This is a genomic window from Kitasatospora sp. P5_F3, from assembly GCF_054049135.1.
Genome location: NZ_JBFUMY010000138.1, coordinates 1 through 12930 on the forward strand (window position 1 = coordinate 1; position 12930 = coordinate 12930).

General features: G+C 73.2%; 10 protein-coding genes. 7 read left to right on the forward strand and 3 right to left on the reverse strand.

Annotation, left to right across the window (positions count from 1 at the left end; all coding sequences use genetic code 11):
• From ACXJMZ_RS36020 to ACXJMZ_RS36045, 6 genes are all read left to right on the forward strand, one after another.
• Positions 1-1752, forward strand: a 1752-nt coding sequence (locus tag ACXJMZ_RS36020; RefSeq protein ID WP_457034224.1) for a vitamin B12 dependent-methionine synthase activation domain-containing protein, incomplete at its 5' end; no start/stop codon positions are given.
• 32 nt (positions 1753-1784) lie between these two features.
• Positions 1785-2696 carry a methylenetetrahydrofolate reductase [NAD(P)H] gene (gene metF / locus ACXJMZ_RS36025; RefSeq protein WP_457034225.1) on the forward strand — a complete coding sequence of 304 codons (912 nt, stop codon included), beginning with the start codon at positions 1785-1787 and terminating at the stop codon, positions 2694-2696.
• Positions 2696-4183: an FAD/NAD(P)-binding protein gene (locus ACXJMZ_RS36030; protein WP_457034226.1), complete on the forward strand. Its 1488-nt coding sequence runs from the start codon at positions 2696-2698 to the stop codon at positions 4181-4183. The genes metF and ACXJMZ_RS36030 overlap by 1 nt, the downstream gene beginning before the upstream one ends.
• Positions 4184-4244: 61 nt before the next feature.
• Positions 4245-5486, forward strand: coding sequence for an ATP-grasp domain-containing protein (locus ACXJMZ_RS36035; protein WP_457034227.1), 1242 nt, complete (start codon positions 4245-4247; stop codon positions 5484-5486).
• Between the two features lie 5 nt (positions 5487-5491).
• Positions 5492-6424 (forward strand): hypothetical protein, encoded by a 933-nt coding sequence (locus ACXJMZ_RS36040; RefSeq protein WP_457034228.1) that lies wholly within the window; start codon positions 5492-5494, stop codon positions 6422-6424.
• Between the two features lie 117 nt (positions 6425-6541).
• On the forward strand, positions 6542-7543 hold the full coding sequence (locus ACXJMZ_RS36045) for a hypothetical protein (RefSeq protein ID WP_457034229.1): 1002 nt from the start codon (positions 6542-6544) through the stop codon (positions 7541-7543).
• 190 nt (positions 7544-7733) lie between these two features.
• Here the strand turns inward: ACXJMZ_RS36045 and ACXJMZ_RS36050 are convergent, their stop codons facing one another.
• The 3 genes from ACXJMZ_RS36050 to ACXJMZ_RS36060 are packed head-to-tail and all read right to left on the reverse strand — an operon-like array spanning position 7734 to position 11520.
• Positions 7734-8951: an MFS transporter gene (locus tag ACXJMZ_RS36050; protein WP_457034230.1), complete on the reverse strand. Its 1218-nt coding sequence runs from the start codon at positions 8949-8951 to the stop codon at positions 7734-7736.
• A gap of 5 nt (positions 8952-8956) precedes the next feature.
• Positions 8957-10210: an ATP-grasp domain-containing protein gene (locus ACXJMZ_RS36055; RefSeq protein ID WP_457034231.1), complete on the reverse strand. Its 1254-nt coding sequence runs from the start codon at positions 10208-10210 to the stop codon at positions 8957-8959.
• A gap of 23 nt (positions 10211-10233) precedes the next feature.
• Positions 10234-11520, reverse strand: coding sequence for an ATP-grasp domain-containing protein (locus ACXJMZ_RS36060; protein WP_457034232.1), 1287 nt, complete (start codon positions 11518-11520; stop codon positions 10234-10236).
• 187 nt (positions 11521-11707) lie between these two features.
• On the opposite strand from ACXJMZ_RS36060, the gene ACXJMZ_RS36065 reads away from it, so the two are divergent.
• Positions 11708-12925 carry an ATP-grasp domain-containing protein gene (locus ACXJMZ_RS36065; RefSeq protein ID WP_457034233.1) on the forward strand — a complete coding sequence of 406 codons (1218 nt, stop codon included), beginning with the start codon at positions 11708-11710 and terminating at the stop codon, positions 12923-12925.
• Positions 12926-12930 lie beyond the last annotated feature (5 nt).

Here is a 12930-nt window from a genome sequence, read left to right on the forward strand (position 1 = left end):
AAGATCCTGCCCATCGCCCGCATCCCCGACGAGCAGCGCACGGTCGCCCTCGACCTGGTCTACGACCGCCGCGCCGAGGGCTACGACCCCCTGCAGCGCCTGCTGCAGCTCTTCGAGGGCGTCAGCGTCGCCTCCAGTGCGGAGTCGAAGGCCCAGGAGCTGGCCGCGCTGCCGCTGGAGGAGCGGCTGCAGCGCCGCATCGTCGACGGTGAGCGCAAGGGCCTGGAGGCGGACCTGGACGAGGCGCTGACGGAGCGTCCGGCCCTGGAGATCGTCAACGGCACCCTGCTGGCGGGCATGAAGGTCGTCGGTGAACTGTTCGGCTCCGGCCAGATGCAACTGCCGTTCGTCCTGCAGTCCGCCGAGGTGATGAAGACCGCCGTCGCGCACCTGGAACCGCACATGGAGAAGTCCACAGAGACATCGGAGGGGGGCTCAGGCAAGGGCACCATCGTGCTGGCCACCGTCAAGGGCGACGTCCACGACATCGGCAAGAACCTCGTCGACATCATCCTCTCCAACAACGGCTACACCGTCGTCAACCTCGGCATCAAACAACCCGTCTCCGCCATCCTCGACGCCGCCCAGGAACACCGCGCCGACGTCATCGGCATGTCCGGCCTCCTCGTCAAATCCACCGTCATCATGAAAGAGAACCTCCAAGAACTGAACCAACGCCAACTCGCCGCCGACTTCCCCGTCATCCTCGGCGGCGCCGCCCTCACCCGCGCCTACGTCGAACAAGACCTCCACGAGATCTACCAAGGCGAAGTCCGCTACGCCCGCGACGCCTTCGAAGGCCTCCGCCTCATGGACGCCCTGATGTCCGTGAAGCGCGGCGTGCCGGGTGCCTCGCTCCCGCCGCTCAAGCCGCGCCGGGTCAGCGCCGTCGCCCGCCCGGTCGAGCCGGCTCCGGTCACCGGGCCTGCCAGGTCGGACGTGGCGGTGGACAACCTGGTGCCGGTGCCGCCGTTCTGGGGCGACCGGATCGTCAAGGGTGTCCCGCTGGCGGAGTACGCGAGTCTGCTGGACGAACGGGCGACCTTCCTCGGCCAGTGGGGCCTGAAGCCCGGCCGGGGTGACGGCGGCCCGTCGTACGAGGAGCTGGTGGAGACCGAGGGCCGCCCCCGGTTGCGGATGTGGCTGGACCGCCTGCACACCGAGGGGATGCTCGAAGCGTCCGTGGTCTACGGCTACTTCCCGTGTGTCTCCAAGGGCGACGACCTGATCATCCTGAACGAGCACGGCTCCGAGCGAACCAGGTTCACCTTCCCCCGCCAGCGCCGTGACCGGCGGCTCTGCCTCTCCGACTTCTTCCGCTCCGAGGAGTCGGGCGAGACGGACGTGATCGCCTTCCAGCTGGTCACCATGGGCAACCGGATCGCCGAGGCGGCCAACGAGCTGTTCGCCGCCGACGCCTACCGGGACTACCTCGAACTGCACGGCCTGTCCGTCCAGTTGACCGAGGCACTGGCCGAGTACTGGCACGCCAGGGTGCGTGCCGAACTGGACGTCCACCGCGAGGACTCCAGCTCGTTGGACGAGGTGTTCCGCCAGGGTTACCGGGGATCCAGGTACTCCTTCGGCTACCCGGCCTGCCCCGATCTGGGCGACCAGCTCCAGCTGATGGAGCTGCTGAAGCCCGAACGGATCGGCGTGCTGCTCTCCGAGGAGTTCCAGCTGCACCCCGAGCAGTCCACCTCGGCGCTGATCGTCCACCACCCCGAGGCCAAGTACTTCAACGCCCGCTGACCCCCGCTCCGACCACCCGGAAAGGAAGTCCGATGCCCCACCACGAAGCACCGCAGCTCGGCGCACCCGCCGCCGGCGAGCCGACGTACTCCTTCGAGTTCTTCCCGCCCCGCACCGAGCTCGCCGAGCGGCGCTTCTGGAACGCCCTGCGGCGGGTCGAGGCGGTCGGCCCCGCGTTCGTGTCCATCACGTACGGCGCCGGTGGCTCCTCGCGGGAGAAGACGGTGCGGATCGCGGAGCGGATCGCCACCGAGACCACGCTCACCCCGGTCGCCCACCTGACCGCCGTCGGCCACTCCCGGGCCGAACTGCGCAACATCATCGGCCAGTACGCGGACGCCGGGATCACCGACGTTCTCGCTCTGCGCGGCGACCCGCCGGGCGACCCGCGCGGGGTGTGGCGGCAGCACCCGGAGGGCTTCCGGCACGCGGCCGAGCTGGTCGAACTGGTCCGCGCCACCGGACGGTTCAGGATCGGGGTGGCCGCCTTCCCGGAGGGGCATCCGCGCTCCCCCGATCCGGACACCGACCTGCGCCACTTCGTCGACAAGTGCCGGGCGGGCGCGGACTACGCGATCACCCAGATGTTCTTCCGGGTCGAGGACTACCTCCGGCTGCGCGACCGGGTGGCCGCCGCCGGCTGCCGGACGCCGATCATCCCGGAGATCATCCCGATCACCGACCACGGCCAGCTGGCCCGGTTCGCCGAGCTCAGCGGCGCCACCGTCCCCGGCGAGCTCGTCGACCGGCTGGAGCGCTGCCGGGACGACGCGGCCGAGGTCCGCCGGATCGGGCTGGCGCACGCCGTCGAGATGAGCACCCGCCTGGTCGCCGAGGGCGCGCCCGGCCTGCACTTCATCACCCTCAACCGGGCGGACGACGCCTTGGAGATCCACCGTACGGTCCGCACGACCGCCACCGGCCGTCACCCGATGAGCGCCTGATGCACCGTCAGTCAGAACTGGAGCCCGCGTGCCCGACCACGACGACCACCAGCCGGGATGTGGTGATCGTCGGCGGCGGTGCCACGGCGGTCAGTACCTTCACCCAGCTCACTGCGACGCTCTCCCCCGGCGACTCGGTGACCGTCGTCGATCCGAACCCGGTGGGCTTCGGCCACGCCTTCGGCACCAGCGACCCGCTGCTGCTGTGCAACACCTCCGTCGATGTCACTTCACTCCGCGCTGACGACGGATCGGATCTGCTCGACTACCTCTCCTCCCGGGGCTGGCCCGCCCACCCGGAGGACTTCGTGCCCCGCTACCTGGTCGGGCAGTACTGCCGTGAGCGCTACCAGGAGAGCCGCCGACGGGCCGAGCGCCGGGGCATCCGGATCGAGCACCGCCGCACCCGGGCCACCGCCGTACGGCGCGAGGACACCGGCTACACCGTCGAACTGACCGGCTCCACCCCCCTGTTCGCCACCGACGTGCTGCTCTGTCTCGGCCTGGACCGCCCGGTGCTGCCCGAGCCGGTCCGCTGGCACGCCGGACACCCGGCCCTGCTGGACGCCCCGTACCCGGTCGACCGGCTGCGCGAWCTGCCCCGGGACGCCGAGGTGCTGGTGCTCGGCACCAAGCTCTCCGCCATCGACGCGGCGCTGGTCCTGTGCCGGGACGGCCGACGCACCGTGATGACCTCGCCCTCCGGCGAACTCCCGGCCGTCCGGACCCGGTTGCGCCGCCCGGAGCGTCCGCTGCTGGACACCGATCGCTGGCAGCGGCTCACCCCGGGTACCGCCAACCTCGACCGGGAGGTGGCCCGGCTGCTGGTCGAGGCGGTCAACCGGGCCGACCGGCCGCTGCCGCTGCGCGAGCAGACCAGCCCCGCAGGTGCCCCCGCGACCCGCCTGGAACGGGAGTTGGCGCTGGCGGCGACCGGCCGGGTGCCCTGGCAGGACGTGGTGGCCGAGGTGATCGACACCGTCAACGACTGGACGGCAGCCTGGCCGGCCACCACCCGGGCCGATGTGCTGGGCCGCTACCGGACGGTGATGTCCCGCTACATCTCCGCCATCCCGGAGCGCAACGCCCGGCTGCTCGCCGACCACCTGGCGGCCGGCCGGCTCTCGGTCGCCACCGGGTACCCGGCCTCGATCGAGCCCGAGGGGCCGGCCTCCTGGCGGGTCGAGTGGCCGGACGGCCGGGTCGAGCACTTCACCCACGTGGTCTGCGGGACCGGCTTCCAGAAGCCGCAACTCTCGCTGGCCGGACCGGGTTCGTACCGGATCGGCCCACCGGGACCGGGCGCGGCCGTCCCCGAGATCACCGCCGACCTGCGCCTGCGCGAGCCGGAGCACCCCACGCCGGACCGGATCTGGGTGGTCGGCGCGGCCGCCCACCACCGCACCGCGATCGTCAACTACCTGAACGCGGCGGCCAAGCAGGCCGCCAGGATCGCCGCCCAGTTCGCCACCGCCGTACCCGTCTGACCCGCCACCGACTCACCCGCCACCGACTCACCCGCCACCGGCTCACCCGAAAGGCAGTTCCGTGATCGTCCTTGTCAGCCCCGTCTCCACCGGATCGGCCCTCGCCGAGGCCTTCCGGGAGGAGGGCCAGGCCTGCCTGCACCTGTACGACAGCGGCCTGCACGCGGCCCACCAGGCCGACGCCTCCGCCCACACCATGCTCCACCGGGACCTGGAGACCACCCTCGACCTGCTGCGGGAGCTGCGCCCGAGCGCGGTGATCGCCGCCAGCGAGTACGGCGTCATCCTGGCCGACACCCTGGCCGCCGCGCTCGGACTCGACCACCACCGGCCGGAGTTGATCGACGCCCGGCGCGACAAGCACCTGATGGTCCGCGCGCTCGAGCAGGCCGGGGTGCCCGCCGCCCGGACCGTCGCGGTCCGCACCGGGGCCGAGCTGACAGCCGCGCTGGCCGACTGGACCGAGGGCTTCCCGGTGATGGTGAAGCCGCGCAACAGCGCGGGCAGCGACGGCTGCCGGATCTGCCACACCCCCGAGCAGGTGGTCGCGGCCTTCCACGCCATCGCCGACGCCCGGAACCTGATGGGCGAGGTCAACGACGAGGTGCTGCTGCAGGAGTTCCTGGCCGGGACCCAGTACATCGTCAACACCGTCAGCCTGGCCGGTCGCCACCTGCTCAGCGAGGTGTACGCCGAACGGATCGACCACATCGACGGCGCACCGGTCCTCCGGCACATCATCTCCCGGCCCGAACTCCGGCAGGAAGAGCGCGAGTTGGTCGACTACGTGCTGGCCTGCCTGGACGCACTCGGCATCCGCGAGGGCGCCGCGCACACCGAGGTGATGCTCACTCCGCGCGGCCCGCGCCTGGTCGAGGTCAACTCCCGGGTGATGGGCCCCTCGCTGACGCCCGACCCGTACCACGCCGCCTTCGGCTACAGCCAGCAGCACCTGGCGGTCGAGCGCTACCTGCGCCCCGCCGAGTTCGCCGCCCGGCTGGACCGGCCGTACGCCCCGCCGCAGACCGTGGCCAAGGTCTTCCTGCGCCCGCACCGCGAAGGTACCGTGCAGTCGATCGACGGGCTGCGGACGCTGCGCAGGCTGCCCGGTTTCCACAGCGTGGAACGGCTGCCCGCGATCGGCGAACCCATCCGCGACCGCCACCTCACCACCGGTGCGACAGGCATCGCCTTCCTGGTGCACGAGGACGAGACGGTGCTGCAGAAGTCGCTGGCCGAGCTCCACCCGCTGGAGGACGCCGGCGGGTTCTACCGGCTGGCCGACCGGCCGACGGCGGGGTGACGGCCGTGCCGATCCTGCTCATCGTCGTCTCGGTGGTCCTGCAGGCCTGTGCGGACGGCTACCTGTCCGGGCGGCTGGAGTTCGGCGACAGCCTGCTGTTCTCCTGCCTCGCCTTCGTCGCGGCCACCCTGCTGTTCGGTTCGCTCTGCCTGGCCCGCCGGGTCCGACAGGGCGCCCGGCCCGACCGCCCGGCCGCCCAGCGCAGCTCGGTGCGGCGGCTGATCGTGCTGATGAACCTGGCCACCGCCGTCACCTTCCTCGGCTTCTTCTCCGCGCTGGCCTGGATTCCCGCCGCACTGGCCACCAGCGTCCAGTCCGGCATCGGACCGCTCGCGGTGGTCTGCATCGCGCTGATCCGCCGGGAGAGCGCGCCCGCCGCCGGCCGGCTGGCCGGGGCCCTCGGGCTGCTCGGGCTCTCGGTGCTGATCGCCGTACGGCTGAACCCGGAGCCCGGCGCGGTCTCCCTCCCGATGGTCGGCGGTACCGTGCTGGTCGCCGTCTCCGGGATCTCGGCCGCGCTGCTGGCCCGGATCTCCCGGCAGCTCGGCGCGGCCGGGGCGGACCCGCTCTGGGTCACCGCCAACCGCTTCCACCTCACCTACCTGGTGGCCGGAGCGATGCTGCTGGCCCGGGGCGGGACGGGCGGGACGGGCGGCGCGGACCCGATTCCGCTGCCGCTGATGGCACTGACCGCACTGGCGGCGGTGGCGCTGCCGCTCTACCTGCTCCAGATCGGGCTGCAACGGGCCGAACCACTGCTGGCGATGGCCCTGTTGAGCACCCTCCCGGGGATCACCTACCTGAGCCAGACCGCTTTCGGCGGGCCGCTCGACCCGGTGGCCTGCGCGCTGATCGGGCTGCTCGTCCTGCTGGCCGCCGCCTGCGCCCGGCAGGCCCGCACCGTCGTCCAGGACCGTCGGGCGGCGGCACCCGCCTGACCGTCCGTCATGCCGAAGGGGGACCGCACCTGCGGCGAAGTAGGCCACGCCCCAGCCCTGCGCCGAGCGCTCCAGCACGGCGGCCGGGGTCCCGGTCTCCGGCAGGCCGGTCACGCTGTGGAAGCCGGGCAGCCGCCGCAGCCGGTCGAGGCCGGGCACCGACCGCAGGGTCCCTATGGCGCCCGGCACCCGCAGCTCGATCCTGGCCAGCGCCCGGGCGGGCCGGTACGGCAGCTCCAGTCGGCGGGCGAACTGCTCGGGGTGCAGGAGGCGTTCCGCGAGCAGGTGCAGCCGGGTGTAGCCGAAGGCCGCGAAGTACGGGTCGGCGGAGCTGCGCGGGCCGGTCGGCCAGGGCTCCACCCGGACCGGCCGGAAGCCGTCGGCGGTCCGGCGGAGCTCGGTCCTGGCGGAGCCCTCGCGGACGCCGAGCGCGTCCAGCGAACCGACGGCGGCCGTGATCGCCCCGCGTTCGGCCGGACCGAGCAGGCTGTGCGCCACGCTGTCCCGGTGCACCAGCACCCCGCCGTCCTCGCTCTGGTGCCGCCGGTAGACCTCGGCCACCAGGTGCCGGCCCGCCGAGCTGACGGTGTGCACCTCGTACGTCTCGCCGTCCGGCAGCCCGTGCAGCAGCACCGCCCGGCCGGTCCGCAGCGGGCCACGATGCAACTCGGCCACCGCCGCCGTGACTTCGGCGGCGGTCCGGCACAGCTGCCCGGGCTCGGTGCCCGCGCCGGTGGCCGGGCGGGCCAGTACCGGCCAGTCGGTCCAGCCGTTCAGCACCGTCGCCACCTGCTCGGGCGTCTCCACCACGGCCCCCGCGACCGCGGGCAGGCCCGCTTCGAGCAGCGTGCGGCTCATCACCGCCGGATCACACCGGGCGGCGGCCAACTCCGGTGCGTGGTACGGAAGTCCGAAGTCCCGGGCGAGCTGCTCGGCCAGCCGTCCACCGGAGCCGCTGGCCGCGATCACCGCGTCCGGACGACGGCCGGCCGGCCCGACCCAGGGGGCAGGACCGCCGGTCCGCCCGGCCTGGCTGCTGAACACCGGGAGACAGTCGGCCCCCTGCTCCCGGAGGGTGCGGGCCAGGTCGGCGCCGCTGAACACTGGATCGACGAGTAGGAACACGGATCGCTGCCTCGGGTGGTCGTTGGGCGAACTGACGACGGCTCAGGCCGGGTCGGCCCGCGCCGTCCGTCAGCACAGCAGACCGGCGACCGGTCCGGGAAGCCGGGCTGAGCAGCGCTCGGCCGCCGCTCGACCACGCCTTGACCACGGCCACCGGGGGCGGCCGTGGTCGGGGCGGGCCGGATCAGGCCGACACCGCGACCGGGCTCTGGGCGGCCTCGGCCGGGGTGCGCGGCACCGAGCGGACGCCGAGCAGTACGGCGGCCACCGCCAGCGCCCCGCAGGCCACCGGCACGACGAACGCCAGGCTCGCGCCGGAGTGGTCCACCACCGCACCGGCGAGTGCGGCGCCCAGCGCGATGCCGAGCCCGAGGCCGGTACTGGCCCAGGTCATACCCTCCGTCAACTGAGCGCGGGGCACCGCGAGTTCGACCACCCCCATGGCGGTGGCCATGGTCGGTGCGCACGCCGTACCGGCCACGAACAGCACCACACCGAGCAGCAGCAGATTGCCGGTGACCAGCAGCGGCACCATCGTCACGGTCATCAGCAGGGTGCCGGTCAGCAGCCGCCCGCGCACCGTGCCGCGCGGCGCCAGGCCGCCGTACAGCAGCCCGGCCAGCGCGCTGCCGATCGCGTACACCGCCAGCACCCAGCTGGCCATCGCCTTGTCGCCCCGCTCGTCGGCGAACGCGACGGTGATCACCTCGATCGAGGCGAAGACCGCCCCGATCGCCAGGAAGGTCACCACCAGCGCGGGCAGGCCCGGGCTGCGGATCGCCGAGCCGGAGCGTACCCGCTCGGCCGGCCGGACCGGCGGCTCCGTGCCGCGCTGCCGGGCCAGCAGCCAGCTGCCCAGGGCGAGCAGCCCGGCCGCCGCGAGCAGCCCCGACTCCGGGGCGAACGCGGTGGACAGCCCGATCGCCAGCACCGGCCCGAGCGTGAACACCGTCTCGTCCACCACCGACTCCAGCGAGTACGCCGGGTGCAGTTGGTCGGTACCCCGGAAGATCTCCGCCCAGCGGGCCCGGACCATCGAGCCGACGTTGGGGATCACCCCGGCCACCGCGGCGGCCAGGAAGAGCGTCCAGGCCGGCGCCGCCAACCGGTGACAGAGCGCCAGCACGGTCAGTGCGACCGCGCCGACCGCGGCGGCGGGCAGCAGCACCCGCCGCTGGCCGTGCCGGTCCACGGCCCGCGCCAGCCGGGGCCCGACCAGCGCGTACGCGATCGCGTGGGTCGCGGTCACCGCCCCGGCCAGGGCGTACTCGCCGGGCTGCTGGGAGAGCATCGCGACGATGCCGAAGCGAGTCATCGCGGTGGCCAGCCGGGCCACCAGCCCGGCCGAGCTGAACGCGGCGGTGCCGGGTACGGCGAAGATCTGCCGGTAGGCGTTGGCCATCGCGATCACCGCACCGGCTCGGGCACGGCGACGGGCTCGGTGACCGGCTCGGTGACCGGCTCGGTCGGCAGGGCGGCCAACTCGCAGTGGTAGTCCCGGATGGTGACCCGGATCGCCTCCTCCACCTCGGCCGCGCTGCCGGCGTGGTAGCGGAACCGGCCGAGGATGAACCGGTAGCCGCCCTTGCCGTCGAACTTGTGCCCCGGCGCGGGCAGTTCCTCCGCGTACAGGCCGGGCACGGCACCGACCATCGACGGCCGGGAGACCAGCTCCTGGCCCAGCGGCTCGGGCACCAGCAGGAAGCCGCCGTGCCCGCGGTCGGGGCCGGGCGCGGGCAGGGTGACGGGCCGTTCGCCCAGTTCCAGCCGGATCCAGTCACCGATCAGGTCGACGCCGTAGACATCCTGGAACACCCAGGGGATCTCGCCGCCGCCGAACCGCGCGCCGACCTCCAGGAAGACCGGCCCGGTCGGGGTCTGGATCAGCTCGAAGTGGAACGCACCGCGCTCCAGGCCCAGCGCCCGCAGGCAGGCCTCGGTGAAGGCCAGCATGGTGTCGGCCTCGGGCCCGGTCTGCACCGCCGAGCCCACCGGGCGGCCCTGGGCGAAGCCGTAGCAGGTGTCCATGTACCGGGAGGCGCGGCCGAAGGCCATCGAGCCGTCCTCCATCAGCCCGTCGACGTGCCAGACCGGGCCCTCCAGGTACTCCTCCACCTGATAGTCCGCCAGCTCGGTGCCGGCCAGGGTGGCGGCCAGATCCTCCTCGGGGCCGACCACGAAGATGCCGATGCTGGCCGCGCCGGTCCGGGGTTTGACCACCACCGGGGCGCCCAACTCGGCCCGGAAGGCGGTCATCTCGGCGATCGTGGCGGCCTCCTGGAAGCGCGGCACCCGCAGACCGGCCGCGGCCACCCGGGCCTTCATCCGGGTCTTGTCCCGGAAGACCAGCACCGCCTCGGTGTCCGGCCCCGGGATGCCCAGGCGTTCGCGGATCTGCGCGCCGGTCAGCAGGTCGAACTCGGAGAGCACCAGCAGCCGGTCGAAGCCGCCGCAGGCCCGGTGGGCGGCGAGGGCCGCCTCGATCACCGGCTCCGGCGACCCGTAGTCCTCCACCACCTGGATGTGCCGGGCCGCCGCCGGGATCCGGGGCACGTGCTTGGGCACGGTGACATAGCTGACCTCGTGCACGGAGTGGTCGATCCGCGAGCCGTAGTCGCTCTGGTGCTCGTCGTCCCACCGGTTGATGATCAGAATCCTCATCGGACTTCCCTCCCTTCGGCGACTCAGGCGCCGACGGTCACGGCCGTCTGCACGGCCTCCTGGACGAACCTGTCGATCCGGGCCAGCCGCTCGGCGAGCGCCTCCCGGCTGGGCGCGGCGAGCGCCACGTGGCCGAACCTGCTGTGCAGGTCGACGGCCGGGCGCAGCACCGCACCCGCCACCGCCGTCACCTCCGCCTCGATGCACCCCTCGACCGACCGCAGTTGCTCCGCCAGTCGGACCGGATCACCGAGCCGGCCCTCCTCGGCGACGCTGAAGAACCGCACCGCCGCCGCTCCGGACCGGCTCCCGGCGGTCGGCGCCGGGGGCTGCGGCAGGCCCGCGAACGAACGGACCGCCAGCTCCCACATGTCGGCGCCGCACACCGCCTGCACCAGCCACGGGATCCGGTCCCCGCCGAGCCGGGCGCCCACCTCCATCACGTACGGACCTGCCGGGGTCAGCCGGGCCTCCAGGTGGAAGCAGCCGACCGTGATGCCCAGCGCCCGGACCGCCCGCTGCGCGGTGTCCACCAGGGCCGCGCGCTGCTCGGGGTCCAGCGGCGCGTCCACCACGTGACCGACCTCGACGAAGGTCGGCTCGGGCCCGAGGTGCTTCTCGGTCACCGCGAGCACGTGCACCCGCAGGGCGCCGGGGACGCCCTCGACGTACCCCTCGATGCTGTACTCGGGACCGGCCACGTAGCTCTCGGCCAGCAGCGAGAGGCCGAGCAGCTGGCCGTAGTCGTCGATCGGACTGGCCCTCACCTCGGCCAGGTAGTCGGCCAGTTCGGCCTCGCTGTCGATCCGCCGGACGTACTGGCTGCCGGAGCCGTCGACCGGCTTCAGCACGGCGGGCAGCCCGACCGCGGCCAGGATGTCCGCCGGATCGGCAGCCGCGCCGAAGACCTCGTTGCGGGCCACCAGCACCCCGGCCTCGGCCAGCACCGCCTTCATCCAGCCCTTGTCCCGCAGCGCACCGACCGCCGACGGGTCCAGCCCCGGCAGGCCGAGCGCCCGGGCGGTGTGCGCGCACACCTCGACCGCGTACTCGTAGCCGGGGACCACGGCGACCACCTCGGTGGAGCCGGCCAGCGCCCGGGCGGCGGCGATCACCACCTCCCGGCTGCGGATCTCCAGCCGGGTGTAGTCGGCCCGGCCCTCGGCCACCGCGTGGCGCACCTGCTCGGGGAGCCGGTCGACCGGCTTGCGGTCGAAGACGTGGGGGCGGTGGCCGAGCCGCTCGGCGGCGGCCAGCAGGCCGATGCCGGAGGAGTTGGGCTCGATGACCAACACGGTGCTGCGGGACATGGCAGGACCTCTCGATGGACGGACACAGGGGATCGAATGGCATCTCCGTTGCTCTGGATGCCTTGCTGATGTCATCTTAGGCACTTGAAATGACATCTGGATAGATCCGGGGAGTGCCGTCTCGCAGTTCGGACGGTCACCCGGAAGAGCTGTCGGTCTGCCCGGCGGGCCGGTATAAGTCAGGGGCATGACCACGACTTTGATCATCGGCGGCGCCGCACCGGCGACCACCGGCTACGTGCACGACATCTGTGCCCGCGCCCTCGCCCAGCTCCGCGCCAGGGGCAGCCGGATCGTGCTCACCGACACCGCCGAGAACCTGGCGGCCGCCCCCGAGCTGGTCCGACTCGCCGATGATGTCGACCGGTTGGACTTCACCGACGCCGCCGCCTGCGTGGCCTGGGCCGTCGCCAGGGCGGAGCGCGAGCCGATCACCGCCGTGCTGGCGTTCCGGGAGTACGCGGTGGTGGCCGCCGCCGAGGTGGCGGCCGCGCTCGGGTTGCCAGGCAACCCGCCCGAGGCGGTCCGCCGGGTCAGGACCAAGGACGTCTGCCGCGAGTACCTGCGCGAGCGCGGCTTCCGGCAGCCCGCCCTCCGGCTGTGCGCAAGCGCCGAGCAGGCCGAGGAGTTCCACCGCTCGGTCGGCGGCACCGTGATCGTCAAGCCGCGCAGCGGCTCCAGCAGCGAGGGCGTCCAGCAGGTCGACGACCCGGCGCGGATCGCCGCCGCGTTCGCCCAGGCCACCGACGAGGACGGCAACGCCCTGGTCGAAACCTTCGTCAGCGGACCGGAGTTCAGCGTCGAGGGCATCATCACCTCGGGCTCACCACAGGTCCTGGCGGTGACCGGCAAGCAGGTCGTCGGCAGCTCCTTCGTGGAGTGCGGCCACACCATGCCCGCGCAGATCGCACTGGAGGACACCCGGGCGATCGACCAGGAGGTGTCGAACGCGCTGCGCGCGCTCGGGCTGCGACACGGCCTGTTCCACGTCGAGTGCTGGCTCACCGACCAGGGTGTGGTGCTCGGCGAACTGCACGTCCGTCAGGGCGGCGACTGGATCCACGCGATGGTCGAGTGGACCCGCCCCGGCCTTGAGCTGTACGGCAGTTGGCTGGACGACCTGCTCGGCCGCGAGGTCCGGCTGCCCGCCGCCACCCGGGGGGCCGCCACCCGCTTCCTCACTCCCCCGCCGGGCACCGTCGCCTCGGTCCAGGGCTGGGCCGAACTCGCGGCCCGCCCAGAGGTGTTGGCCGCCTCCTGCGAGCTCGGACCGGGCACCGAGATCCGCCCGATCGCCTCCAACCTGGAGCGCTACGGCGTACTGGTGGTCGGCACCGCCGACCCCGACGCGGCGGGGCCGCTGGCCGACAAGCTGCTCGCGGAACTCGACATCCGGCTGCGCTGACCGCC

Bases quoted from the DNA above. Each gene is read 5' to 3' on its own strand.
- metF (WP_457034225.1), top strand. From the start codon at position 1,785: ATGCCCCACCACGAAGCACCGCAGCTCGGCGCACCCGCCGCCGGCGAG.
- ACXJMZ_RS36050 (WP_457034230.1), bottom strand. From the start codon at position 8,951: ATGGCCAACGCCTACCGGCAGATCTTCGCCGTACCCGGCACCGCCGCG.
- ACXJMZ_RS36055 (WP_457034231.1), bottom strand. From the start codon at position 10,210: ATGAGGATTCTGATCATCAACCGGTGGGACGACGAGCACCAGAGCGAC.
- ACXJMZ_RS36060 (WP_457034232.1), bottom strand. From the start codon at position 11,520: ATGTCCCGCAGCACCGTGTTGGTCATCGAGCCCAACTCCTCCGGCATC.
- ACXJMZ_RS36065 (WP_457034233.1), top strand. From the start codon at position 11,708: ATGACCACGACTTTGATCATCGGCGGCGCCGCACCGGCGACCACCGGC.